We start from the raw sequence: 26243 nt of genomic DNA, 5'->3' as shown, positions 1-26243 counted from the left end.
TTAAGGAATGAAGAGGAGTACAATCTATGACAAACGATTCAAGTCGACGTTCTGTGCAAACAAAAGAAACCGATACGCCACCAGAAGAGAAAGAACAGGGCTCCAATGGAGTGCAACGAGAGGTTCGATGGGTGCAAATACGGCTGATTCCGATTTGGCTACGCGTTGTACTTATTATCGTCTTAGTTGTTGTTGCCGCAATTTTAGGTGCAATGTTTGGCTACAGTGTTATTGGACAAGGTAAGGCCATGGACGTATTCAAACCAGAAACATGGCGGCATATATTTGATATTATGAATGGTAAAGAATAATATTATTCTTTACCATACTTTGTGTTTATATAATTATTTATCTTCATTCAGCAAATTTTTTCTGTAGCGAAAGCGAAGCGACAGCTACAAATGTTTTCTGTGCGAAAGCGAAGCGACAGCTACAATTACGCCAAGGCGAAATTGATATTAAGGGGGAAAAGAAATGTTAACAGCAGAACAAATTCAAGAAATTTTACCACATCGTTATCCTTTTTTATTTGTAGATCGTATCGTTGAATTAGAAGAAGGGAAGCGTGCTGTCGGTTTAAAAAATGTCTCCATCAACGAAGACTTTTTTAATGGGCATTTCCCAGGCTATCCAGTAATGCCAGGCGTTTTAATTGTAGAGGCGCTAGCACAAGTTGGTGGAGTAGCATTACTAAATGCAGATGAATTCAAAGGTCGTCTAGCTTTCTTGACGGGTGTTGATAATTGTCGTTTCAAACGCCAAGTAGTACCAGGAGATCAACTCCGATTAGAAGTAGAGTTCGTGAAACTACGTGGAGCAATGGGCAAAGGTCACGGTGTGGCGACAGTCGATGGGGAGCTAGTATGTGAAGCCGATATTCTATTTGCTATTGGACCCGTGCAACCAAAATAAGCTAATTTGCAATTAAAGGCAGAAAGATATAAAATAATTTATGTCGAATAGTATCTTTGCTGTTAATCTTTTTAACAGTTTATTTGTTTCTATAAAATGCAATGGCATATAGAGATTGTGAATTGAATACATGTAATTTTAGTTTTTTTTTTAAACATAGGAGGATTATATAGATGTATAAGGAATTGTCTTCAGGTGTTAAAATTAGCATTACGCGTTCGATTTCAACATCTTTTGAATCATACTTAGCAAGTATTGATTGGAAAGAAGAGCGTTTTTCTATGGAAGACTTTATTGCTAGCTGGCAGACTTATTTTCAAGAAAATGCCGCATGGATCGAAAAAATCCCAGCAGATGTTTTAATGAGTACTGAATTCCATGAAGAAATGGCGCAAAAAATCGATGAAGTAATTGCAAAAATTTTAAATGAAGAACCAACAGCAAAGCAAATCGAAACAATCGAGGCCTTGCAAAAAGAGCTAGGTACAAATTATAGCTACGACTGTAAAGCAGAAGCAGCATACATTGAACAGTTGTTAAAAGAAAAACAAAAATAGTTTGTACAAAAATCGGATAGTTCCCTCCTTTCCCGGGCAATCTATGTAGGATCACAAATGCACACGTTGTATTTGATGACATAGCACCCATGAAAGGAGGTTTTTTCTATGTGGAAAATGTCATTTTTGGCCATCATTCTTGCTACTCTATTCCTTGGCGGTTGTAACTGGGGAAACAGAGCGGTTGAAACAAGACCAGTGGAGAATGTTAAGCACGACGTTCGCCGAGGTGTTGATAAAGTAGAAGACGTTGTAGAGCCAACTAGACGACATGACGTTTACAATCGTGACGTGAACGGTGTCAACCGTAACACAGTCATTCCAGAAGCCGCAGCACCAGGAACTACAGTACCTAGAACTGGAACTGGAACTACAGTACCTGGAACAACAACAGTACCAGGAACAAACGCTGATTTAAATGGTACAAATGGCTACAACAACGTTCCAAATGCTAACGGCGTGATTAAAGAAAAGGTTGTCGAAGAAAAAGTAGATGTCCGTAAAAACAACATGACTACACGATAATATAAAAAAGAGTGTTTCCAACAACGGGAACACTCTTTTTTGAATCGCGGAAGGGAGGTGTAACCTTTGGGCGAGGGAGAATGCTTGCGCGAGCGTGTAAGGGAAGTGTAACCCCGGGCGAGGGAGAATGCATGCTTGCGGAAGAGAAGCGAAACCTCGCGTGAAGGTGAATACCCGCGGAAGGAGGATGAATACCCGCGGAAGGGAAGGAAATACCCGCGGAAGGGAGGAAAATACCCGCGGAAGAGAGGGAAATATCCGCGGAAGGGAGGTGAATACCCGCGGAAGAGAGGTAAATACCCGCGGAAGAGAGGTAAATACCCGCGGAAGGTGGAAATACCCGCGCGAAGAGGGTGAATACCCGCGGAAGGGAGGTAAATACCCGCGGAAGAAAGGTGGAAATACCCGCGGAAGGGAGGAAAATACCCGCGGAAGGGAGGAAAATACCCGCGGAAGAGAGGTAAATACCCGCGGAAGGGAGGTAAATACCCGCGGAAGAGAGGTAAATACCCGCGGAAGGTGGAAATACCCGCGGAAGAGAGGAAAATACCCGCGGAAGGTGGAAATACCCGCGCGAAGAGGGTGAATACCCGCGGAAGAGAGGTAAATACCCGTGGAAGGGGGAAATACCCGCGGAAGAGAGGGAAATACCCGCAGAAGAGAGGAAAATACCCGCGGAAGAGAGGTAAATACCCGCGGAAGAGAGGGAAATACCAGCGGAAGAGAAGGAAATACCCGCGGAAGGTGGAAATACCCGCGGAAGGGAGGAAAATACCCGCGGAAGAGAGGTAAATACCCGCGCAAAGAGGGAAATACCCGCAAAAGGAAAGCGTAACCCCACACACATAGGATGAATACCCACAAAAGCAAAGAAACTCCTCATGAAGAGCGGAAAAAAGGCCTCATATATTCCACTAAATTTTCAGGTAAATGGTAAACACGATTTTTATAAGATCCTGTAAAGGGAAATTGGAATTTTTTAAGTATGCGATTTGCAGCATCACTGGAATGAATATTGAAAAATTCACGTAACTGTTTGTTGGTAATTGTTGATCTAACTAAGTATCGATAATCTTGTAAGGCCTCAGCAAAAATTTCTTCGCTTGCATAGTGACAGCGCGAGCAGATCCAAATACCTCGAGCATAATGCATTTGAGACTTATATTGGCAATTAGGACAAAGCACGCCTTGACGAAATCGTGAAGGATCAAGAGGAGCCGGAGTTTTCGATGGCTGATGCCTATTAAGAAGTTGTTGAACAAATTGAGTTAACTGTTTATCGCTTAAAATAGCTTGTGAATATTTTTTGAAAAGGGAATGAAGATGTTTTTGAAGTCCTGAAACATGGAAAATCGGAATTGTCTTTGGGTGACCTGCAATGATAGTAGAGGGATTAGAAATGATGACTGCACCCTCAATGGGGAGAGAATAGTTTTGAGAAATAACTTTAAGAAATTGCAAATGTCTTAGGGTCTGAGTAATGGCATTCGGAAATCCTTCAACTGTTCCGTCTGGCTTCGTACGAATACATTGATGAGTAATATCGTCAAAATCAAGACGTCCGCTGATATTTTTGATCTCAATTACTAGCATAAAATTAGTGCAAATGAAAAGTGTATCTAGTTGATGTGAATGCTGTGCGGAATTCATTAAAATCAAATTATGCATTACGAAAAAAGTATAGGGGGATACTAATTCAAGCCATTCACGATCAACTTTCCTTTCACCAGCAAAGCCTGCATCGACTCTTCGCAATCGTTCATGATAATAGCTAAAGTCTGGATCCTCTTCTGACAACCTCCTTTTTAAAGCCTCAAGCCACAATAATTTTAAGGGCCTGTCCCTAATAGCAATATTCAAGTGTTTTTTCCTCCTCTAATTTTTAAATCGTATTTTACATTAAAATCTCTACCTGTCCAATAAAAAAGAGGAAACAAGGGCACTGAAAAACTAAAGAAATTCATTTTTATAAATCTGTCTTTTGTTGGATTTAAAAATTCAAAAAAGTCGATTTGCATCACATTTTTTGTGGCAAATCGACTTTTTCAGTGCGCTTGGTCAAAACTGATTAAAATCTTAAAAAGCGCGAGAAATCAATTTTAGAAACGTTGATTTCTCGCGCTTTTCTGATATGAAATTTTTTAAGTTTGCTTTGAAAATATACTTATGTCCCTGCCCAAATCAATCTCAATCATTTTTCAGCTTCGGTCGTTCCTTCATATCATGTGAGAAGCGGTCTAATAGCTTATCTAAAGTAACGCCCTCAGCTAGTAGCTCGGCTAATAATTGCTCGGCATATTTGGAGCGTTTTATCTTTAGTGTCCCTTTTAAAAGTACAGAGATGTGCTCGCCAATTTCTTGAACTGTATGTACGACAACCTGGAAAGGAGCAGGCTCATTATCTGGAAATGAAATAACTGCACGTACATTAAAGACAGTAGCATTCGCTAAAAGTTCATCAAAAGTTGAACGATATTGTCGGTCCATAAACAGTTCGAGAATCCAAGATTGATGGCTGTTTTCCTGGTTAATAATAATACCATCGACTAAAGGAAATGGTTGCATGCCATCTTTTGTGACAATGTCAAAGGAAAGCATTTTAAATGTTTTCATTATGTAATATCCTCCTAAGTCGGTCATCTTTTTTAGTATAACATATTCAAATAGCCCTTGTTTACGATAGGGTCAATGCTGTTTGTGTTCGCAAATTCTACAAAAAGATAAAAACAGCGAAAATGCATATTTCAACAATTAGCATTTGCTATTACAGCCAAAAGCATTCAGTTCGAGAAATGATTAAATTATTGAAAAGTAAAAATCTCAATATAACCAATTTATGATTTAAAACTGAAGGAAATGATAAAAATCGACTTTTGCCAATGCTGGATTCATTCTTGTAAGATGAGAGCAATCAAAAGCAAAGGAGGTGAATCAATGAACCAAGTCGGGCTAGTCGGAAGGTTAACGAAGGATCCTGTATTACGACACTTATCTGGAAATCGCGTGCAAACACATTTTTCTCTAGCCATAAATCGCAATTTCAAAAACAGTCGTGGGGAAGTGGATGCTGACTTTATTCTTTGTACAGTATGGGGAAAGCTTGCAGAGCATATCGTCAAATATTGCGGAAAAGGCTCATTAGTTGGGGCAAATGGCCGTATTCAATCAAGGTCATTTTTAAATGAAGAAAGCACAAAGGTTTTTATAACAGAAGTAGTCGTAGAAGATGTCCGATTTTATCAGCTTAAGCCAAGGGATAGTGACGAGGCTATTGTGCCGCCAAAGCCACCTGATGAGCAGGACGGCTTAAAGGATTTTGTACTACCTGAGGAAGAAGTACAATTACCAGTAGTATAGCATTCTAAACGTACATACGGAGCAAGTGACAAGTTGTCTGATCCGCCATTCTCCTTTTATTACTTGCACCGTAATTTAATTTAGAAAGGAATGATGTATACCCTTTATTAATGTTGTTCATTGCTGAAGACCGCACAGCAATGATCAATTCTGACACAACTAAATATTATATGAAGTAAGTAGGGAAGAAGTAACAACATTACGCCACTGAAATTCATGAAACTAAAAAGAGCGCCAAGAACATTTCTGCTCTTGGCGCATAGAGAAATTTTTACAAATCGAGCATCATTAAATCACGAAGTTCATGATCTTCTAACTCAGTTAACCACTGGCTTGATTGAATTAGTTCTTCTGATAAAGCAGATTTCTGCGTCAGCATTTTATCGATTTTCTCTTCAATGGTACCGATTGTAACAAACTTATGCACTTGCACAAATTGTGTTTGCCCAATACGATATGCACGGTCTGTTGCTTGATTTTCAACGGCTGGATTCCACCAGCGATCTGCGTGTAATACATGATTTGCAGCTGTCAAATTTAACCCTGTTCCACCTGCTTTTAAGGAAAGGATAAATATTGGAAAATCTCCTGCCTGAAAAGCCTCTACTAAGCGGTCACGCTGCTGCTTAGGCATTGCACCTGTTAAGAACGGTGCATCTACATTATATAGTTCACTAAAACAATGCTGTAGTAATTGCCCCATGCCAATATATTGTGTAAAGATGAGGCACTGCTCGCCATTGTCCACGATCTCTGCTGCCATTTGAACGATACTTTCTAATTTCGTAGAACGAGTTAGCATTGTTTCGGCATCCTCGAAAGGTTCTTTTAAATACAAGGCAGGATGATTACATAATTGTTTTAACTTACTAAGCATCTTTAAGACGCGTCCCTTTTTTTGAAAGCCTGTTAATTGCTCAAGCTGATCGAGCGTCTCTAATATATATCCTTCATATAGAGATGCTTGCTCAGCCGTTAATGGGCAATACTCATGAGACTCTTGTTTATCTGGTAAGTTAAGCTGTAAGTGTGGGTCACGCTTTGTGCGACGAAGTAAAAATGGTTGAATTTTTGCACGCAGCTTCTGTTTATGTGACTCCGACTCATCTCGTTCTATCGGTAAAATAAATTCTTCATTAAAGCGACCGAAGCTACCTAAATAGCCCTTATGGATAAAGTCAAAAATGGCCCATAGTTCCGATAAACGGTTTTCAACTGGTGTACCAGTCAAAGCAATATGATGCATTCCCTGTAATTTACGAATTGACCTTGACTGTAGTGTTTGCATGTTTTTAATATTTTGAGCTTCATCTAGTACAACTGCTGCCCATTCCACTTCCTGTAAAAACTCAGCATCCTGTGATACCGTGCCATAGGTAGATAAAATTACATGTGGTTTTTCTCTTTCTACTAGCTGTTTAAAAACATCTTCCTTTGCTCGATTTGCCTGATAATGCGTATGCACAATTAAGGAAGGAGCAAAACGAGCCAGTTCCTTTTGCCAGTTGCCTAGCACTGACGTAGGACAAATGATTATGGATGGCTTTGTATCCTCAGCTGTTTCATAATGATGAAGTAAATATGAGATAAGCTGAACCGTTTTACCAAGGCCCATATCATCAGCAAGACATGCACCGAAGCCCTGTTCACGCATGAAGATAAGCCATTCAAAGCCCTCGTGCTGATAAGGACGTAATTCAGCTTGCAAAGATGTAGGGATCGGTACTGTTGGAAGCCCTTTTTTCTCGTGTAGCTGCTGCAGATAGGATTTAAGTGATTGCTGCAATTCGAATGCAAAAATCGGGTCATCTCGCATTGCATCATCGGCATCTTCTTCGTCAAGAGGTAAGGATAAATCCTCTGGTAGCTCACGAAATAGCAATTCACGAACGGTCCAGCTCTCATCTTCTGCTTGCTGCATCAATTCACGCATTTCATGCATCCAGTTTGCATCGACTCGAAACCATTCAGTACCAATACGAATGAATTCACGTTTCTCATCTACAAGCTTTTTAAATTGCTCAGGTGAAATGGACTGTCCATTCATAGAAAACTGCCATTTAAACGTTAAAATATCATCTAGCCCAGCAACCTTCTTTGTCGCTACATTGCCAGTACTTACACGAACACGAAGTTTTGATTGTTTTAAATCCTTTAGCCAAGCAGGTAGTACAACGTCAAAGCCGAGTGCCTGTAATCTTGCTAAATCCTCACGTAAAAATGTTCGTACTTGCAAATCCTCGAGCATAATACGGATGAAAATATCGCTACGTAAATCTTCAATAGAAAGAAGATCTACAATTTGCGCTTGTTGTTGTTCAATAGCATCAGCATACATTTGCCATTTTACTGGCAGAGCTTCAACAATTGGTAGAGACTGCTTTCGAATAGCAGGCGTCCAGTAGTTTTTGGCTGTAGCCGTACTAAGTACAGTTTCTAAAAGCCAAACATCTGAATCTTCCTCAGGTTCACTTAAGCGTAGGGAGACAGTAACTGCTCCTGTCTGTCGTTCCTGCTCCAATGGCCAGCCACCACGCGAGAAAAATGGCATAAGCTTTGGTAAATCAGACAGTAAAAGACCTGCCTGAGCAAGTTTTTGCTGCACTGCCATTTCTAATAAGGCTGTATCTATTCCGTCTATAGGGAATGTTAGCGAGGAAAAATCATCTGCAATACTAGTGTATGACCAGAGCGAGGGCTCTTGCCAATACGTTTGTAAAGCCGAAGCTTTTTCTAGCCATACCTGACTTTCTGCGTTCACCCCTTGCCACCCAATAAAAGGATGTAGATGACGCGGTGAAAAAATATCAAGAAACTCAGCGCTTGAAACTTCAACGGTATGATCCGTACGATTGGTTAATAGTCCATAGATATTCGCTTCATAGTTAAAGAATAATGAAGAAATGAGTGAGTCTGCTTCCATTGCTGAACCATCAGCAGTAAAGCCTTGTAGTGTAAAATATCCTTCCTGAACTGTTTCAATACGAAGCTGTAGCTTTTTTGAAAATGGGGAAGGAGCATTTATAGTCATCATACTAAGTTTCCTTTCTCAATTTCTTCCTGTAATGCACGAAGTCGTTTAAACTCTGCACGAATTGTTTGTATATATGTTTCAAAATAAGCAGTTTTGCCAGCACGTTTTGCTGCACTGCGCATACCTTTCCAGATTCGTACAGCCTGCTTATAGTTCATGCGTGATTTTTGTGTAATTTCAGCCATGGCATATAGATGATATAAGGGCAATACCGTTGCAGGAGCAACCTGAAGCACATCCTTTAATCCACACATTTCTAAATAAGAAAGGGAGGAGGGATTTAACTGATGGAGGGCTGCCCATTCACGAAAACGTCCTTTTTTAATAAGAAAGAATGAAAACGGTTGAAGCCCATAAACGCCAAAGGCACTATATAAAATTGTTTCCTCTTCCTCTGTAAGCTGTATATCTTCGTACAAAAACTGAAATTGCCGTACGTATTGAGCTCGTTGTACAACTGGCACAGTTTGCTGTAAAAAGACTTCAGTAAAAGGTAGCATCGCACGTAAAATGATTGACTGTGCAAGTGATTCTCCAGCACGTTTTGCAAAAGTAGCCAGTTCAAATAGGTCCTGCATATGATTTACATCAATATGTGCAATGCTTTCCTGTAATAAACTCTCTTTTTGTAGCAGTACATAAAATAGCAGCTTTAATGACTCCAAGGTAATCTCAGCTGGAGGATTCTCAAGATTGTTTATGAGTGCTAATTCCTGTTCCCGTCGCGGCCTCTCATAAAAAAGTACAGCCCAAAGCAGCATATAAATTTGTAGTCGATTAGCAAACAATCCTTGTCGTTCCAATAAAAATTCTCTGACTAATTCCTGAATCGCATTATAAAATGGGTCAGTGGCAAAAAGGCGTGATCGACCAGTTAGCTCCGTCAGTATACTCTCGAAGGATTGAACACTTTGATCGATAAAATATTTCATATAAGGAGAATCCAATGAATGTCCTTGTGTTTCATTTAAATGACGCCATATTGTATTAAAGATGGATAGCTCCATAAAAAGCTTATAAAGTGGCTGCCACTCACGCTCGAAGGGCATATGTCGTTGAAGTCTCTCCAATGCATCAGTCCGTACAGCGGAAAGACCATAACCCTCCAGAATACGGCCAGGAGGCAATGAACGTCTCATGACTTCATTGACCATCAATTGCCAGCTTTCTGGACTCCGCTCATCTGCTAATGATTTTAATTGCACCGATTTTTGCGCACGCCAAGCACTTGACCAATTTTGCACTGAATCAAAATACTGATAGAGGGCAAGCAATGCGCCAACCTGATGTCTACACCATTTCAGCTGAGGACAGTTACAGTTCAACTCCTCTTTGGCAAAATCAATTTCTACAGAAGCAGGTCTGACATCCTGTACGCTTGCATATAATATAGAACTTGCTCCATTAAAACGTTCAAAGACAACTGATTTGTTTCGTACTGAAAAAACAGCACGACGCACTAGCTCTTCGTCTTCAGTAGAGGAAGGATGTAACGCCTGTTCAGCTTCCTTTAATTTGGTAAGGACAAAATCTTGGTGTTCCTTAGCTAATTGGGCAATAGACAATGCCATAACCTCACTCCTTTCAAAATGTATAGCTAGTGGGCACTTAAATATGAATAAAAAAGACTGTCCTTCCATTATACGATTAAAATACGGACATGATAAGCTGAATGATTTGAAAGAAAAAAATCAAGGAGAAGATAGTTAACAAGATAATTAATATGTGTTAAAATCTGAATAATCAGATAAATAGGAGGGGTGAAGGATGATGCAAGTTCAATATATGAAGCCATTTTACACAAAAATCACTGGAGATAAACTGCGTCTCGTGTTTGCTTATCAATATTTCTCTATATTAAAAGAGAATGAGATTTTCCATTTCATTCCCATTGAAGGTAAAGAGATGATTATCAACTTGAATACACAGCAAATTGAAAATTTATCTGAGGTATTTGTTTTCCAAAAAGGGAATCGTTTTATCCGACTACCACTATATCAATTATTATTAATTACAAATGTTCATGAGCATCTGGCACCGATTCTTGAAAGCGCTACGCCAAAGCCACAGTTACCGCTTGTTTCTTCAGTGACTGTTGGCGAAGTAGATCAGCTTATTGCAGAATTAGAGCAGAAAAACATTGATTATTTAATAGACCAGGCATTATTAGATAACAATAAAGCACTATTTTTTGAACTGCTACAACAAAAGAACCATCAACTCGGAGGTTTCGAAAATTGAATACACGGTATTTTATTTAAGCACCCTTTTCATATATGAGAAGCGGGTGCTTTTGTATAGGTCTAAAGTTTAAAATAAAAAAACGGGTTAGAAGTTATTACTATATAGAACCTACTAAAATAGAATACATTACCAAAATATACTTAAGAGAATTAAACGTAGACCGATATAAACACTAACAAAGGTGGTGAAATCATGCTTGGGAAATGGTCAGCGACAGGGATGTCGATCTTAAACAATATGAATAGCCATTACGGTGCAATGAGCAAGGCAATGCTTCGAATTTCTTCAGGTTACCGCATCAATAGTGCAGCAGATGATCCAGCGGGACTCGCAATTTCCGAAAAAATGCGTGCGCAAATTCGAGGGCTGAATATGGCAGCGAAAAATATTCAGGATGGTATTTCCCTTGTTCAAACAGCTGAGGGTGCTTTAAATGAAACGCATGCAATGATTCAGCGCATGCGCGAGCTTGCAATTGAGGCGGCTAACGATACATTAACAGATAGTGATCGGGAGAAGCTCGATTTGGAATTTCAGGAGTTGAAAAAGGAAATTCAGCGCACCTCAAAGGACACTGAATTTAATACAAAGACATTACTGGATGGGGATTATGCTACAAACGGTATTAAAATTCAGGTGGGTGCCAACTCAGGTCAAAGCATCGAGCTGTTCATTAACGATATGGGAGCTGGAGCACTTGGCTTGGATGATACGACTTCCATTGCAACTCGTGAGGATGCCGATAAAGCCATTTCTACAATGGACGAGGCTTTAAAGCGTGTGTCAAACGAGCGCTCAAGATTAGGTGCCTATCAAAATCGTCTAGAGCATGCGTATAATGCGAACGTAAACACGGCGGAAAACTTACAAGATGCGGAGTCTCGCATTCGTGATGCAGATATCGCCAAAGAAATGATGAATATGGTGAAGGCACAAATTTTGATGCAGGCAAGTCAATATATACTGGCAATGCATATGCAGCAGGCACAATCGATTTTAAAATTATTAGAGTTTGGAAAAAAATGATGAATTTCAATTTTTATTGAAATTCATCATTTTTATTTTTTATATACCTTCTATGCCTTTGTGAAAACCTCTAATGCTAATTTTGCTGTCGTCGTTGCTGCATCTTGGAGCGCTTGAACTTTGTGACGCATATTTTCTTGAACGGTCGTTAATTGTTCAAGCACTTTTACAGATTGTTCAAACAATAAAGTTCCGTTCCAATTATCCATTTCAACATGTCCGATAATTGGTTGGTCTACGATGTCAGCAAATGCATCGATTTTCGGGTCATAAGAAATCGCAATAAATGGGGTAGAGTAGATGGCTGAAAAAATTAATGAATGCAATCTCATACCAATTAACAATTTAGAGTGACCGATTACTGCAATTTTTTCTTCGATCGATAAATCAGCGGGGGCTATGATACTCTTTTCCTGCATAAGTGCTGTTACATCTTGTGAAGACTTTGCATCATGCTCACCATGCATAGGCAAGAAGACAATCTGCTCACCATGACGTACTAATTGATCGAGGCTACTCGCTATTTTTTGCTTGTAATCTACCGTTGAAGGCCAATCACGAACACTTATAGCAATATAAGTGTTTGTTGATAAGGACTCATCTGCTAACCATTTACTATGAAAGACGCTACCATTAAGTCCAATAACTGGATCTGGCACCACTAAAGCCTCGTTTTTGACGCCAATCTCTGTTAAAAGAGATTGTGAGGCTTTATCTCTTACCGTTATTTTTTCTACCTTATTAAAGGTTTTGCGGACAATAAATTTACTTAAAGGATGATTGATTGGGCCCATGCCTTGAGCGTAAACAAATACAGGTTTTTTCAACCATTTTGCTATTTGAATAACGCCCGCATAGTAAGGAATCGTCTTCATTCCTGTTTGGTCTTGCATGAGGCTACCGCCACCACTAATGAGTCCGTCTGCTGTTTTCAGTACTTGTCTGATTTCGTTCATTTTCCAACGATTCACGGCCTTAACACCATATGTTTTTTCAGTGGCCGCTGGATTATTCGATAATACGGTAATGTCTATATCACTCTGACATTTTCGTAGAGCCTGGATAATGGAAAGAAGTATCGCATCATCGCCAACATTATCGAATCCGTAGTAGCCAGATAATACAACATGCATTATGACCACCTCGCGACTGCTTTAGAAATAAAACGGTAACCGATCTTGAAGATAAAGATAAATACTAGTCCTACGACAAAACCAAGTATAACGCTATAAAATGTACGTAATGCCGACACTTCAACAGGGATGTGTAAATGTGTAAAAGTATTAACGATAGACAAGAATCCAATAACGCCTGGTACTAGAAGGATACTGCCCCATTTTCGATTAATGCCCATCACATATAACGATAAAACAAAGAATGGGAAACCAATTAAAAATTCCTTCGTTCTTGGTCGAACATATAGGATATTCTCAAGCCATTGTCTAAATGCCAGTTCTGCATTACTAACGGAACCAGAGTTACCAGTTCGACTAATATAGAATAAACCTATACCTGCAACGACAATTACCAGTAAAACATGCCAATATTTTAAATCTCTATTTAATAATGTAACGGTATTCGAAAGTGTTTTCTTTAGATCTTTATCAACTAGACGGTTGAGTTCTAGCAGCACAAATACTAATACACCTGCGATTGGAATAATATAAACAAGCTTAACGCCTTTAAATACTTCAAAGCCTGTCATAAATGCATTGCCATTTAATAACCCAATGACAATAACGATACCAATGATGCTAATACCTACTGCTTTTAAATATTGTAGTAAGATCGAAGCAATATTTTTAGAGCCCTTAGCTGCTTTAATGACTGCATACGTTGGGGCCATAACTGCAATAATTAACGCGAAAGCTTGTAAGAAAAGTGTACTTTTCAGAAGGAAGTACGCGATGGCTAAAGCACTCATAAATAGAACAGCTGCTATACGAAGTGGCATCCATTTCACTAGTTCTGAGATAAGGAAAGTAAATACGATACCTGCTAATAAGACAAGTGCCGTTACCCATGTTGGTACCGTAACAACATCAAATAATTTTGGAGCGCCAGGCTTGAAATGATCTGGCATATTCTTATGAACACCAGTTAAATAATCAATTGTTTCCGCCAGATTTTTCTCAGCATTACCTTTTGTTTTAATATGATAGAAGATAGATCGAATATTTCGCTCTTTCACCGCTCTCGTTGTACGATCAATGCTTGCATTAAGCTTCAACTTTGTCTCTCTGTTTACATTGATGCTGTGCAATCGAATCATATTATAATCTGTATTTTTGGCAATTTTGTCTTCACCCTTAAGGGGATTGCTTTCAATTGTGTAGAAATAATAGCCTGCATTACTTAGCTGTTCAATGAATGCATCACCTGATTTTTGACCAAATCCGATTGCCTCATCCCCTGAACCAAGTAAACGGCCTGCTGATGAATCTTTTAATTCAAGCAATTGCTTAACGGTCTTTTCGTTGGCTACTTTATTTTCTGCATTTTCTACTTTAAAAATGAGGGACAGATCATGCTTGTTGATCATCTCTACTGCAAGCTTATCGTAACCGATTGGTGTTTTTAAACCATAACGGTGGTTTGAGCTCGGAAGAAAATAGAAAGACTCATCGCCTATTTGTACTTCTTCAGGCTGAATGCTGTCTTTAATAAGCTGTTGATAGCTTGTATTTTCAGGAACGCTAATATAATATCCACTATTATTGACATCTATAGCACCTTTATAAGGTGTGAAACGTAGTTGTGCCGCTAATTCATTTTCATCGTAAATGGAAATCAGGCTTTGATGTTCCATTTCCTTTAATGTTAAAGGCTCAAGGCTAACTGTTGTAAGCCCTGCATTTTTTAAAGAGGAAAGGATTTTATCCATTGTTAAATCGCTTTCCTTGTTTACTACTTGAATTTCATCATAAGGAATCACTATTTCATAGGCATCATTCGATTGCTCAGCATTCCACCTCATCATGATTCCAGGTGAAGACACGACGAGCAATAGGATGACAATTCCCCAAAGCCATTTCTGTTTCGACATAAATTTTCTACCTCTCTTATTTATGACAACCTTTTTCCCGATAATCGGGATTTTCTTTAAATCTTGTTCATGAATGGCATTCATTAGCCATAATAATAGGAAATAAATAACACATCCAATTGCAATTGCAACCGCTAGATAACCCATTGCCCACGTTCTTGACCACTTTTCAATATCAAACCAAAGTGTAGGTAAACCGACTGCAGCTCCCATTAGGACAGAAGATAGGATAATTTTGATTGTATCTTTCCCTAATACAGTGAAGCGAATTGCACGATAAATAAAAATAGAATTTACAATAAATAAAACAAAGTAAACAAATAATGTTGCATAGGCAGCCCCATCTAATCCGAACGCTTGGATAAAGAAGATATTTGAAAATATCTTTAGTACAACGCCACCAAGAATGATGATGGCTCCTGTTTTGGCAGCATTCATCCCTTGTAAAATACCTGTACCAAGTAGTGTCAGAGATGTAAATACAGAGCTAAGGTTAATAATCGCTAACATTAAGCTTCCCTCTAAGTCTGTGAAAAGAGCGAGGTTTAAAGGTAAGGTTAATGCTAGTAACCCTAAAGCAGCTGGCCAGGAAATAAGATGGGTAATACGGTGTGTTTGCTCAATAATCCCACGTGTTTCATCTAATTTACGTTCTGCTAGTTTTGTCGTAATTAGTGGAACTAGCGGTAATATGATAGAGGACGCAAAAACAGTTGTAATTTGAACAAGCGTTAAGCCTCGACCATAAATCCCATAAAGGAAATTAATTTCACTTGAGTCAGCACCAGCACTTCTTAAGCCGTACGTTACTGTAAAGGAGTCAACAAAGTTAAAGAGTGCCATTGTGACAGAACCGATGGCAATCGGAATCGATATTTTTAAAATTGTCTTACCCCAGAGTGAGAAATCGTTAAATTTATATTTCTCCTTGCTGGTTACTTTTACAGATGAGCGGAAATATTTAAAGCGTAAATAGAAGAGGGATGCAACAGCCCCAAGTACTGAGCCTGCCATAATACCCCCAGCGACAATGTCATTGGAATAATCCATTGCAACTAGGAAATAGGCAACAATTAAAATTAGAGCAACACGCACTAACTGTTCAATTACCTGAGAAATCGCAGTTGGACGCATATCCCCATAGCCTTGGAAAAATCCTCGATAGACAGCCATATAAGGAGCAACGAGCAATGTAAGAGCAACAACAATTAACGCAATTTTTGTTGACGGGCCCCCTAAAGCATTTGCGATTTCAGTTGAAAAGCCAAAAATGATTGCAAAACTTAAGACGCCAAAGCATATCGCTAGGATGCTTGCTGTAACATAAATTTTCTTCACTTGATCGGTGTCTTTTTTTGCATTGGCCTCCGCAATAAGCTTCGAAATGGCAATAGGGATTCCAGCTACCGATAAATAGAGTGCTACCATATAGACTGGATACACTAAACTGAATATACCAAGTACCTCATCGCCCGCTATATTTTGTAGCGGAATTCTGAAAATACTACCGATGACTTTAGAAAGTAACATAGCAACTGTTAGGACGAGTGTGCTTTTGACAAATGTGGACTGACTCATTTTGGTGCTCCCTGACCTTTAAATTTTAATGCGAAAACCTTTAAAGCAAATCGAGGAAGGACAAGCATTCTTCCAAAACGACTTGGCTGACGAAGCAGTCGGTAGAGCCATTCGAGATTTAATTTTTGCCAGATCATAGGAGCACGTTTGACTGTTCCTGCAATGACATCAAAGGAACCACCAACGCCAATAAATACACCTTTGCTAAATTGATCCAGATTTTCGGTAATCCATTTCTCTTGTCTTGGCACACCTAATGCAACAAATACAAGGTCAGGCTTTAATGCAGCAATTTCACTCGCAATATCATTCTTGTTCCAATCAAAAAACCCATCATGATAGCCTACTACGTCAACATTTGGATACGTTTGATTGATATTTTTCACAGTCTTTTCAAGCGTTTCATTTTGCGCGCCTAATAGATAGATCTTAAAGCGCTTTGTATTGCCGACTTCTAAAAGTCGTACCATCGTGTCGTAACCAGTGACACGCTCAGGAAGCGAATCACCAAGTATTTGTGCAGCCTTCACAACGCCAATACCATCTGCACAGACGTAAGTAGCTTTCTTCAGATAATTCATGACAGTAGGATTTTCATTTGCCTGCATCACGACTTCTGGATTTGCTGTAATAACGAATGTCTTTTCTTCATGTTCAATACGATTGACGAGTAAATCAACAAACCCTTGCTGATTAATATGTAAAAAGGGTACGCCCATAATCGTTACATGCTTCATATAGTGTTCAAACCTTTCTTTAACCTTTTTCACTGCAATCTATCATACCACAAAAGCAATATTGACAGGAAATTTTCGATGATGGTTTGACCTTGCCGTCAGGAGAATAATATTGGATGAATTGTGAAGAAGAAGGGGAAGAGAAGCGCACTGAAATAACTACAGCATATTCGCCTTATATTAGGTTTAGCACTAGAACGGAGGCGTTATCACAGGGCATGATGGTTTTAGCTTCGTTCCTCTATTGCTGATCTCAAGGAGTCCTCCAATCAACTTTTTGCACGAGCTTATATTATTACCAAATTGTATGTTCAATTTTACATTGATCAAACTATTACCATTACCTTTCAAAAGACGGTAAAAGCGATAAGATAATATGAGAACATAAGCCTAAAAATTTGAGTTTCTTCTATTATATATAGCATATAAATGTTATAAGGAAATGAGCGTATCATCATGGGGGGGATTTGAGTTTTTTACGGATTTAAATAATTGAGTGAGCATAAAGAAAGAGTGCGAACAAAAATTATTCGCACTCTACTATTCTAAAAACCTATTTTGAATCAAGTGATTTGTTATTTACAATATAATCACCAAAAACCCATCCTGTTTTGCCATTAAAGATAACCTGATACCAGTTACCGTTTTTCACAAAATCACCATTGTCATCTACAACACCAATGATAAAGCTCTTTGGTTTTACTGTACCTAAAATGGAAGACGTAGTAGATGGCTCGCTTCTTACATTCAGCGTAATGTTCATATCGACAATCTGCAATCCATTTTTCAGATTTACATAATCTTTAAATAGCCAACCTTCTTGTCCATTCACTTTGACTTTGTACCAACCACCATTTTCACCGAGTACAGTGAACGATGTATCCTTTGGTAATTTCGTGATGATGGAAGAAGGATCCGCTGTATTCGGATAAGTTCTCATATTTAGGTCGTCAACCGTAGCCTGTCCAGTGGCCCCAGCTAAAGCTGTATCTACCGCATATTGCTTTGCAGGAGTAGGTAACGAAGCAGGGGAAGACTGGTTTTGATAGACAGGAACGTCAAATACTAAGTTAGTCGTAGTATTGGCACCAGTTAATTCATAAATGTCATAAATCTTTTGCGCTTGGAGCACTGCCCACATAACATGAGTTGCATACTGATGGACCGTTGGGTTTTCAGGATTCCAACGTATTTTATACAATGTGTCCTGCCCTTTACTAATATATTTATCTGTCACGAATTGTGCCCCACCAATAATAGCATCATTGATCGTAAACCATCCGTTCGTATAAGCACGTTCAGCACCATATTTATTGGCGTTTCCATCACTGGCACCAATGCCATATACATTGTAGGTTTTCTTAATAGCAGTCAGGCTACCTCGATTTTCAGCCGTTACCATTACTGGTTTGCCATCCTTATCCAATCCAACTTCAATACCCTTTGCCAGTGTAGAAGCTCCATTGCCTGTTTCATGTAATGCATGTGATACCAAATAGATGGCATTCACATCATGAGTAACACCTGCCTGTATAAAGGCATCAGCTGTACCGACTAAGCTTCCTTTATTAGAGAGAACTTTTTCGTTAATCACTTTTGCATTTAAATTATTAACAGCCGTCGATAATTTTAAAAATTGATAATAGGAAGGACTATCCTGCATAAAACTTTTAGGGTGTACATAGTATGACACTAGTGCGTCGCTAGCTGTGAAAACACCAGCACCATCTACTTTTGGGTTATTCTTTGCCTGTTTATCCACCACTGCCGTGTAGTTCTGTGAGTAGTTGGTAGTGGTATATTGCTTGCCACCAACTTCAGGCGCTTCAGGTTCATTAGGCTCATCTAAATGTATTAATCGATAGAGTACAGTAGCTGACTCAGCACGTGTTGCTTGGGCAAGTGGCGCAAATGTATTATTCGGCTTACCAACTATCAGCCCTAATGACACCACGGCTTGTACATCGTTATAGGCCCATTTAGCAATACTAGCATTGTCATTAAACTTAAGAGGGGAGGTATTCGTCTTAATGTTTAGGTAATCGAGAGCCCCTTTTAGCATGGAAGCCATTTGCTGACGATCAATGTTATCCTTTGGATTAAACTTTCCTTTGTCATCGCCTTTAACTAATTGATAGTAACTGGCTTGCTGTATGACATCGTAATACCAATCACCTTCACGTACATCCGAGAATTTAGGCTTAGTAGATACTTCTGGTAAGTCAAGTGCTCTTACGAGAAATGCAGTGAATTCAGCACGAGTGACGGAATCATTCGGGCGATAATTGCCTGAATCATCACCTTTCATTAAATCGTGTGTAATAAGATAGTTCATTTCATAGTAGGCCCAGTGCTTAGAAATATCTTCTGCTGCTACATTTGTAGGTGCTAAATATAACATTGCAATAAGCATGGCCCCGAAAATAGAGAATTTACCTTTCATTCTTTCAGCTCCTTTTAATAGTTGATAAGATCCTATCAAACTATCCAAAGTTTAGCATAAAAATAGGCAATTTATTGTTACAACATGGGAACAGATGCATTTTTACAGTATTAATAATGAAGAAAGTCATAAATCTTGAGGGAGAATACATTCTTCCTATGAGAATCACGGTATATATTTCTGTTTCTTTACAATTATGACTAATTAATTACGGAAGTCTTTAATATTTGACAATTTCGTATCTATTCCAGAAAATGCTTGGATAATGATGAGAGTCAGGTATAATAGGAAATGGGACTATATGTTACCAACCTAAATAAGGCAAAATTATTGGATCATAATAGATACCATAATATGCACGGTAAAAAAGTCTTCTATATCTAAATTTATGGTAGAATGCTTGAATTTAGATAAAGATAGTGTTATTCTATTGTAGAAAGTGAATAATTTTACTAGAATGGTATTCTAATACTCTTTTTCTAGTGAATTTACTAAAAAAATTTGCTTGTAGGTTTTTTTATTATTCAAGGAAGCTATACATACAGTCTATAGTTTTCAGGATAATACCAATTTTAAGGAAATGTTAGGGAGGAATACAATAATGGCAAAGCAAAACAAAGGCCGTAAGTTTTTCGCGGCATCAGCAACAGCAGCACTTGTTGCAGCAGCAATCGTTCCTGCAGCATCAGCAGCAACATCAACAATCAAGGACTTCGATAAAGTAGCACCTTACGCTAAAGAAGCAGTTCAAGCTTTAGTTGACGCTGGAGTAATCACAGGGGACGAAAAAGGAAACTTCAACCCAACTAACTCAATTACTCGTGCAGAAGCAGCTAAAATCTTCACAGGCGCTTTAGAATTAGAAGCTGAAGGCGATGTAGATTTCAAAGACGTTAAAAAAGACGCTTGGTACTATGATTCAATCGCAGCTACTGTAGAATACGGAATTTTCGAAGGTGTAAGTGCAACTGAATTCGCACCAAACAAAAACTTAACTCGTTCAGAAGCAGCTAAAATTCTTGTAGAAGCTTTCGAATTAGAAGGTGAAGCAGATCTTAAAGATTTCGCTGACGCTTCAACTGTTAAACCATGGGCTAAATCTTACCTAGAAATCGCAGTTGCAAACGGCGTTATCAAAGGTTCTGAAGTAAATGGTAAAACAAACCTAAACCCAAATGCATCAATCACTCGTCAAGAATTTGCAGTTGTATTCGACCGTACTCTTGAACTTGTAGATGCAACTCCAACAGTTGACAAAATCGAAGTAGTTGACGCTAAAACGTTAAACGTAACTTTATCAGACGGTACTAAAGAAACTATCACTTTAGAAAAAGCTTTAGAACCTAACAAAGAAACTGAAGTTACTTTCACAATCAACGATGTAGAATACAAAGAAAAAGTTACTTTCGTTGTAACAACAGCTACAGCTGTTAAATCTGTATCTGCAACTAACCTTAAACAAGTAGTAGTAGAATTTGACGGTAAAGTTGATCCTGCTACAGCTTCTGAAGAAGGCAACTATGCTCTTACAGGTTCTGGCTCTCCTGAAGTTGATTCAGTAATCGTTGCAGAAGATGGTCGCTCTGTAACATTAAACGTTGTTGATAAACTTGAGAACCAAGTTGAATATAAATTAGCTGTAAACAACATTAAAGCTGGCGATAAAGTTATCAATGCTAAAGATTTAAAATTCAAGCCTCTTGACAATACAGTACCAACTGTATCTAAAGTAGAAGCTTTAGGTAACAAAACTATTCGCGTACACTTCAGCGAACCAGTAAAACCAGCTCAAACATCACAATTCAAAATTGATGGTAAAACAGTTGCAGGTAATATCCAAACAAACTTAAACACTGTAATTATTAAATTATCTTCTGCTTTAACAGATGGAGAGCATACTCTAACTACTGAAGGTACTCAAGATTACAACAACTTTAAAACAGTTCAAGCTGACACTAAATTCAACGTTGTTGAAGATAAAACTGCTCCAACTGTAACTTCTGTTGTAAGTGCTTCATTTGAGAAAGTAGTTCTTAAATTCTCTGAGCCTGTAGAGCAAGTATTTGCTTCTAACATCTACTGGATGCAAGGTGGAACTAAAAAACAAGCTTCATCTGTAAAACAACTTACTGATGATACTTTTGAATTCACATTTGCTGGTACAAATAAACTTGTTTACACAACAGATTTATATGTTACTAATGTAAAAGATTACTCTGGTAACGTAATTGATAAAGATACAAAAGTTCAAGTAACTCCTGTAGTCGATCAAACTCGTCCAGAAGTAATTAGTGCAAACATTAATAAAGATAACAGCAAACAAATTGTTATCAAATTTACAAAAACACTAGATGATAAAACAGCTACTAAAGCTGCTAACTATGTGATTAAAGATAAAGATGGTAAAGTACAACCGATTTCTAATACTGTTACTGTAAAAGATAAAAAAGAAGTAACTATCACAGTATTAACACCATTAAAAGATAATGCTGATTACACATTAAGTGTAACTGGTGTAGCTGATGACACTACATTAACAAATGTAATGCTTCCATACACAACAACTTTAACAATTAAAGATGTTACTGCACCAGAACTTACGAAGGTTGTACGTTTAAATGACAAACAACTTTACGTTCAGTTCAATGAAGCAATGGCTACAAGTGGTGATGGATCAGTAGTAGAGGCTGAAAAGTATACTATTAAAGATAAATCTGATAACAACAAAGCTTTAAAACCAACTTCATTTGATATCACTGCAGATTCAAAAGGTGTAATCTTAGGCTTTAATGATAAGCTTCCAGATGCTAATAAAATTGATTTTACAGTTCAATTAGTAAAAGATTTAGCTGGAAACTACTTAGATGGTTATAAAGCTTCTCCTGCTGAAGTGAAAGATCAAGTTGCTACAAAAATTACTAATGTAACTGCAGTAGAAACAAAGAAAGTAGAAGTTGAATTTGATAATGCAATTCAATCTCTAAACCAAAATGACTTCACGATCAGTGGTGGTTATGGAATTTCTTATGCTGAACTTTCTACTGATGGAAAAACTGCTACATTCACTTTAAAAGATGAATTACCAGAAGATCTTAAAAAAGAATCATTAAAACTAGAAGTTGCTCAAAAACCTAATACTGTTGATATTTTAGGCGAAAAACTTGCTGAAAAAATTCAACCTACTAAGATTTACGATGAAATCAAACCAACTGTAAAAGGTGATATTGTTGCAGCGGACACTACAGGCAAAAAAATTAAAATTACATTTAACGAAGATGTTAAAATTACACCTACTGAACATGTAGTTTCAGACTTCGTAGTAAAAGAAAACACTGGTAGCGAAACAAAAAATGTAACAGTTAAAAGTGTTACTCCTGGTGATAACGCTAGTGAAATAATTGTTACTTTAGAAAACCCAGTTGTAGCTGCAACTATTTCTGCTAAAGATGTTCGTTTTGTAACTGACCTTGCAGAAAAGGCAAATACAATTAAGGATATCGCTGAGACTGCTGTAGAATTAGGTGGAGCAGATACTGTTGCTCCAACAGTTACGGGTCAAGCATTATCTACTGACAAAACGACTTATACATTCACGTTTTCAGAAAAAATTAACAATGCAACAGCTAATGAAACTGCTTTAAAAGCTGCTGTTAAATTTGCTGTAGATGGTACTACATTTGCTGCATTAGAAGATGCTGATACTGTTACTATTTCAGGAAATACTTTAGAAGTAAAATTTGCTACAGCTCTAACTGGTAAAGTTAGCAAAATTCAAATTGCTGCAGCTGCTTTAAAAGATGAATCTGATAACAAAACAGTAGAAATTAATTCTAATGCAATTGTAGCTGAATAAAATTAAACGAAACGTTACTCTAAAAACTGATTAGATCAGTGAAATGAGTGGAAATAGAAACCCCATGTATTGCATTTTGCAAATTCATGGGGTTTTCTTTCTAACTGCAATTTCCAAAAACAGGTGAAAATTCCTGTTCCTTCAAAAAGAGTTTATTGTACGAGTATCTAATCCTTCTGAATCGCTGCTGTGATGAATTACACAAAAGGTATGAAGTTAGGTGAAGCCGTATTCGGTGGTTTCGGTGCGGGGTTCTTTAAAAGATATCTATAGTTAAGTTAGACGAATCCAAGTAGACATGCTAGTGTATGGTTGCGGAATTAAGATAGGAACTCACTATACATCCCTATAGACGAAATGCTATAGTGGCGATCAATGAATTAGATGTTAAATCAGTTGTTCGTATTCCTGGATAGTAGAAACCTAAGGAAATTAAAAAGAGGGATGGAAGTAGTGGAACGTTTGATGTCTTGTTAGAAGAGGTCTGTTGTACCAGTGAGGCTAATAAGGCAGTGGATTCGTAAGTGGTGTAGTTAGCTAGCCATCCGTTTGGACTTGTATGATAATATACTAGAAGGATAAAATTAGTAGTAGCGAAGGAATCCACTTAGTAGTATTCAATGAGAAATTTATTTCTTTCCATAGTTAAATCCAGAGGCAATCATATATGTGATTGCCTCATTTTCATAATCGTAATTTTTATACCGTCTTATTTAATTAGCTCTATTTAAATTGATAGTTGTTTTTATCAAATTTAAAAGCTATTAGAATTATTAAAAACCCTATAATTTATTTTTTATTATTTTGAAAAGGATAGAATGACGTAGAATAGAATAAAAAAAGCCTCTATCAGTCCAAGTAAGAACTAATAGAGGCACTAACTAAGAAGTAAAGCCGATACTACAACCTGAATACCGATTAAGCTGAATCATCATCGGTTTCTTAAAAATTTTGAAGTTCAAAAATAAAAAGAGCGTAAGGAACTGCCTCACCTTCAGCAAGGACTAGGCAAAGATTAACGATTTCATGGGTACAGTAAATTTTATAAGGAACGAAACCATAGTCCAAAAATATTGTGTTTTTCAACCAGCGTTGTTAGAGTATTTTTATTTATTAAAACTCAGCAAAAATCAAATCATAAGCCATTTACATTCATTTTAAGAATTTACGGTTTATGTTCATTTTCGTAGGTATTATTTTAAATGATTTTTATTGATTATTTCCTGTACTGTAGTTTTAATATTGCGATCATATTTTATACCTTTAAAAGTACCCTTATATGTCTTTTTTAAAGATCCGCTATTTATATCGTATAGTACGATCGTATAATCATCTGAAGCCTTATCATTAGTAACAGTTCCATCTAAAAGCATATAGGCATCGTGCGCATTAGCAAATCCTGTACCACCGTTTGATACTCGAACGGTATGTTGAGAAAAGAAGTCTTGAGTATTATCTAGGTATGAAGTAAAGACAAAATCACTTACAACTTCATGTGAGGAATGGGGTTGATCAAGTTTCTGATAATAACGGTCTTCCGAAATAAGTTCCAAATTTAGAGTTTGTAGACTCACATAATAGTATCTTTCAGCAAGTTCATATGTAGTAATATAAACTGTTTTTGTTTGACTATTCCAGTCAACCTTTGCACCAAGTGTTTCACTAATAAAACGAAGAGGTACAAGGGTTCTACCATTAATACAAGTGAGTGAGTTCTTTGCCGTTCTTTAACACCTTGCAATTATTTCATCCAATCCTTCATTTATGTATCTCAGCCTTTCTATAACGCTTATTGTATTTATTATATAAGTGTTCCTCAAGTATGGTTATTTTCCTCTGTTAGTACAATTTACCCCCACGATGCTGTAAAAAGCACTACCACCCTTCATCGTTTGTTCTTTGCACACTATACTGATATTAATATCGAAGAAGGAAAGGGTTCGTCTATAACTGCTCTTTAGCTTTCATGTCCTACTAATTGCTTATCCAAGCAATTCAATTGAACCTAGATCCTAAGATTTAGATGTCATAATTTGAGTTATAGTGCTTGACGCTTAGTGTTTATGTAATAAATAACACAATTCTGAACAAAGAGAAGTGAAAAAAGTCTTGTAATATAATTGCAAATAGTTTTAAAATAGTATGGTAAGGAAAACATTACTATTTATGTGAAGGAGGACGATTAAATATGTTTAAATTATTTAATCGTGATAAAACAAAAGGTTTTATCATGGGCGTTGTATTTGTACTAGTATTAACAGCTAGTCTTGGTACAGCATTAGCAGCAGGCAAAATAGCCAAAATTACGGTTTCAATTGGTGGCATCTCACTGTATGTTGATGAGAAGTTAACAATATTAAAAGATGCAAAAGGTAATGTTGTTGAACCTATTGTTTATGATGGTACAACTTATTTACCAATACGCGGAATTTCAAGTGTTTTTGGTAAGGATATTAAATGGGACAGTAAAAAATCAGCTATTTATATAGGTAAAGAACCATCAGTAGGGCAAATAGATATTGCGAAAGTGCCAATGTACGATGGAGGAAGCTTATTGGTAGGGGAAAATGCTACATTTGATTTATTAGATAAAAAAATTCAACCATTCAATCGCTTTGCCTCGTATTCGAATTTCACCTATATGCTTAATTCAAAATACAGTGCATTGCAAGGAGATCTAGTTGTTCCTTACACATATCTGGGTAGTAAGGATGCAGGAGCAGTAAGATTTTATAGTGTTGACCAAAAAGGCAATGAAACATTAATCGAAGAATATTCCCTTGAAGCTGGTGATGAAGCCATTAAAGTAAATGTTAATTTAACGGGTGTGAATATTTTGAAAATCTATACTAATAACAATGGTGCCTATCGCGGTGCCCTATACAACGTAACTTTATCAGGGATTTGATATAAGGTGCCGGGCACACCTAA

At 37.6% G+C, this 26243-nt stretch carries 20 protein-coding genes and 3 pseudogenes; 12 read left to right on the top strand and 11 right to left on the bottom strand.

The annotated features are described in order from the left end of the window. Window positions 1–26 precede the first annotated feature (26 nt). The 7 genes from AN161_RS21820 (at window position 27) to AN161_RS21795 (ending at window position 2829) form a co-directional block, all read left to right on the top strand. Window positions 27–311 carry a DNA-directed RNA polymerase subunit beta gene (locus AN161_RS21820; protein WP_053596431.1) on the top strand — a complete coding sequence of 95 codons (285 nt, stop codon included), beginning with the start codon at window positions 27–29 and terminating at the stop codon, window positions 309–311. A 163-nt stretch (window positions 312–474) separates the two neighbouring features. After that, entirely contained in the window at window positions 475–912 is a 438-nt protein-coding gene (gene fabZ / locus AN161_RS21815) for a 3-hydroxyacyl-ACP dehydratase FabZ (RefSeq protein WP_053596430.1), read from the top strand. A gap of 173 nt (window positions 913–1085) precedes the next feature. Further along, a complete protein-coding gene (locus AN161_RS21810; protein ID WP_053596429.1) occupies window positions 1086–1469 on the top strand; it encodes a hypothetical protein in 384 nt (127 codons plus the stop codon). A gap of 108 nt (window positions 1470–1577) precedes the next feature. Further along, window positions 1578–1994, top strand: a complete 417-nt coding sequence (locus AN161_RS21805) for a hypothetical protein (RefSeq protein WP_053596428.1) — start codon at window positions 1578–1580, stop codon at window positions 1992–1994. A gap of 135 nt (window positions 1995–2129) precedes the next feature. Continuing rightward, the gene (locus AN161_RS29100) at window positions 2130–2351 is read left to right on the top strand and encodes a hypothetical protein (protein WP_143114998.1); all 222 of its coding nucleotides are present in this window, start codon (window positions 2130–2132) and stop codon (window positions 2349–2351) included. After that, on the top strand, window positions 2266–2580 hold the full coding sequence (locus tag AN161_RS21800) for a hypothetical protein (RefSeq protein ID WP_143114995.1): 315 nt from the start codon (window positions 2266–2268) through the stop codon (window positions 2578–2580). The genes AN161_RS29100 and AN161_RS21800 overlap by 86 nt, the downstream gene beginning before the upstream one ends. A gap of 27 nt (window positions 2581–2607) precedes the next feature. Continuing rightward, window positions 2608–2829 (top strand): hypothetical protein, encoded by a 222-nt coding sequence (locus tag AN161_RS21795; protein WP_053596426.1) that lies wholly within the window; start codon window positions 2608–2610, stop codon window positions 2827–2829. A 44-nt stretch (window positions 2830–2873) separates the two neighbouring features. On the opposite strand, the gene AN161_RS27805 is transcribed toward AN161_RS21795, so the two are convergent. Next, window positions 2874–3854: a nuclease-related domain-containing protein gene (locus AN161_RS27805; RefSeq protein WP_075807317.1), complete on the bottom strand. Its 981-nt coding sequence runs from the start codon at window positions 3852–3854 to the stop codon at window positions 2874–2876. A gap of 327 nt (window positions 3855–4181) precedes the next feature. Next, on the bottom strand, window positions 4182–4607 hold the full coding sequence (locus AN161_RS21785; RefSeq protein ID WP_053596425.1) for a YwpF family protein: 426 nt from the start codon (window positions 4605–4607) through the stop codon (window positions 4182–4184). 321 nt (window positions 4608–4928) lie between these two features. Here AN161_RS21785 and ssb point away from each other — a divergent pair, with 321 nt between their 5' ends. Continuing rightward, a complete protein-coding gene (gene ssb, locus AN161_RS21780) occupies window positions 4929–5351 on the top strand; it encodes a single-stranded DNA-binding protein (protein WP_053596424.1) in 423 nt (140 codons plus the stop codon). Window positions 5352–5622: 271 nt separating this feature from the next. Here ssb and AN161_RS21775 read toward each other — a convergent pair whose 3' ends face one another. Both AN161_RS21775 and AN161_RS21770 read right to left on the bottom strand, forming a co-directional pair. After that, window positions 5623–8385, bottom strand: a complete 2763-nt coding sequence (locus tag AN161_RS21775) for a DEAD/DEAH box helicase (protein WP_082340291.1) — start codon at window positions 8383–8385, stop codon at window positions 5623–5625. Then, entirely contained in the window at window positions 8382–9956 is a 1575-nt protein-coding gene (locus tag AN161_RS21770; protein ID WP_053596423.1) for a hypothetical protein, read from the bottom strand. The genes AN161_RS21775 and AN161_RS21770 overlap by 4 nt, the downstream gene beginning before the upstream one ends. A gap of 196 nt (window positions 9957–10152) precedes the next feature. On the opposite strand from AN161_RS21770, the gene AN161_RS21765 reads away from it, so the two are divergent. Further along, window positions 10153–10626: a hypothetical protein gene (locus AN161_RS21765; RefSeq protein ID WP_053596422.1), complete on the top strand. Its 474-nt coding sequence runs from the start codon at window positions 10153–10155 to the stop codon at window positions 10624–10626. A gap of 195 nt (window positions 10627–10821) precedes the next feature. After that, window positions 10822–11655, top strand: coding sequence for a flagellin (locus AN161_RS21760; protein WP_053596421.1), 834 nt, complete (start codon window positions 10822–10824; stop codon window positions 11653–11655). Window positions 11656–11705: 50 nt separating this feature from the next. Here AN161_RS21760 and csaB read toward each other — a convergent pair whose 3' ends face one another. From csaB to AN161_RS21735, 5 genes and pseudogenes are all read right to left on the bottom strand, one after another. Then, window positions 11706–12788: a polysaccharide pyruvyl transferase CsaB gene (csaB, locus tag AN161_RS21755; protein WP_053596420.1), complete on the bottom strand. Its 1083-nt coding sequence runs from the start codon at window positions 12786–12788 to the stop codon at window positions 11706–11708. Next, window positions 12788–14590, bottom strand: a pseudogene (locus tag AN161_RS21750) (DUF5693 family protein); the annotation flags it as partial. The pseudogene AN161_RS21750 and the gene csaB, both read right to left, overlap by 1 nt. Before the next feature lie 141 nt (window positions 14591–14731). Next, a pseudogene (locus tag AN161_RS21745) lies at window positions 14732–16279 on the bottom strand (polysaccharide biosynthesis protein); the annotation flags it as partial. Beyond that, window positions 16276–16998, bottom strand: coding sequence for a WecB/TagA/CpsF family glycosyltransferase (locus AN161_RS21740; RefSeq protein WP_053596500.1), 723 nt, complete (start codon window positions 16996–16998; stop codon window positions 16276–16278). The pseudogene AN161_RS21745 and the gene AN161_RS21740, both read right to left, overlap by 4 nt. A 571-nt stretch (window positions 16999–17569) precedes the next feature. Next, a complete protein-coding gene (locus AN161_RS21735) occupies window positions 17570–19459 on the bottom strand; it encodes an S-layer homology domain-containing protein (RefSeq protein WP_053596419.1) in 1890 nt (629 codons plus the stop codon). 601 nt (window positions 19460–20060) lie between these two features. On the opposite strand from AN161_RS21735, the gene AN161_RS21730 reads away from it, so the two are divergent. Further along, window positions 20061–23312, top strand: coding sequence for an S-layer homology domain-containing protein (locus AN161_RS21730; RefSeq protein WP_053596418.1), 3252 nt, complete (start codon window positions 20061–20063; stop codon window positions 23310–23312). A gap of 1193 nt (window positions 23313–24505) precedes the next feature. On the opposite strand, the gene AN161_RS21725 is transcribed toward AN161_RS21730, so the two are convergent. Together AN161_RS21725 and AN161_RS31155 are read right to left on the bottom strand one after the other, a co-directional pair. Then, the gene (locus tag AN161_RS21725; RefSeq protein ID WP_053596417.1) at window positions 24506–24886 is read right to left on the bottom strand and encodes a hypothetical protein; all 381 of its coding nucleotides are present in this window, start codon (window positions 24884–24886) and stop codon (window positions 24506–24508) included. Window positions 24887–24925: 39 nt separating this feature from the next. Next, a pseudogene (locus AN161_RS31155) lies at window positions 24926–25012 on the bottom strand (copper amine oxidase N-terminal domain-containing protein); the annotation flags it as partial. A gap of 488 nt (window positions 25013–25500) precedes the next feature. Between AN161_RS31155 and AN161_RS21720 the strand changes: the two are divergent. Further along, on the top strand, window positions 25501–26220 hold the full coding sequence (locus AN161_RS21720; protein WP_053596416.1) for a stalk domain-containing protein: 720 nt from the start codon (window positions 25501–25503) through the stop codon (window positions 26218–26220). The last annotated feature ends 23 nt before the right edge of the window (window positions 26221–26243 follow it).

Source organism: Lysinibacillus sp. FJAT-14222, assembly GCF_001278875.1.
Taxonomy (GTDB): Bacteria; Bacillota; Bacilli; order Bacillales_A; family Planococcaceae; genus Lysinibacillus; species Lysinibacillus agricola.
Note: the sequence above shows the minus strand (reverse complement) of the source record. Positions and strands in the feature narration are given on the sequence as shown.

Bases quoted from the DNA above. Each gene is read 5' to 3' on its own strand.
- AN161_RS21820 (WP_053596431.1), top strand. From the start codon at position 27: ATGACAAACGATTCAAGTCGACGTTCTGTGCAAACAAAAGAAACCGAT.
- fabZ (WP_053596430.1), top strand. From the start codon at position 475: ATGTTAACAGCAGAACAAATTCAAGAAATTTTACCACATCGTTATCCT.
- AN161_RS21810 (WP_053596429.1), top strand. From the start codon at position 1,086: ATGTATAAGGAATTGTCTTCAGGTGTTAAAATTAGCATTACGCGTTCG.
- AN161_RS21805 (WP_053596428.1), top strand. From the start codon at position 1,578: ATGTGGAAAATGTCATTTTTGGCCATCATTCTTGCTACTCTATTCCTT.
- AN161_RS21785 (WP_053596425.1), bottom strand. From the start codon at position 4,607: ATGAAAACATTTAAAATGCTTTCCTTTGACATTGTCACAAAAGATGGC.
- ssb (WP_053596424.1), top strand. From the start codon at position 4,929: ATGAACCAAGTCGGGCTAGTCGGAAGGTTAACGAAGGATCCTGTATTA.
- AN161_RS21775 (WP_082340291.1), bottom strand. From the start codon at position 8,385: ATGATGACTATAAATGCTCCTTCCCCATTTTCAAAAAAGCTACAGCTT.
- AN161_RS21770 (WP_053596423.1), bottom strand. From the start codon at position 9,956: ATGGCATTGTCTATTGCCCAATTAGCTAAGGAACACCAAGATTTTGTC.
- AN161_RS21765 (WP_053596422.1), top strand. From the start codon at position 10,153: ATGATGCAAGTTCAATATATGAAGCCATTTTACACAAAAATCACTGGA.
- AN161_RS21760 (WP_053596421.1), top strand. From the start codon at position 10,822: ATGCTTGGGAAATGGTCAGCGACAGGGATGTCGATCTTAAACAATATG.
- csaB (WP_053596420.1), bottom strand. From the start codon at position 12,788: ATGCATGTTGTATTATCTGGCTACTACGGATTCGATAATGTTGGCGAT.
- AN161_RS21740 (WP_053596500.1), bottom strand. From the start codon at position 16,998: ATGGGCGTACCCTTTTTACATATTAATCAGCAAGGGTTTGTTGATTTA.
- AN161_RS21735 (WP_053596419.1), bottom strand. From the start codon at position 19,459: ATGAAAGGTAAATTCTCTATTTTCGGGGCCATGCTTATTGCAATGTTA.
- AN161_RS21730 (WP_053596418.1), top strand. From the start codon at position 20,061: ATGGCAAAGCAAAACAAAGGCCGTAAGTTTTTCGCGGCATCAGCAACA.
- AN161_RS21720 (WP_053596416.1), top strand. From the start codon at position 25,501: ATGTTTAAATTATTTAATCGTGATAAAACAAAAGGTTTTATCATGGGC.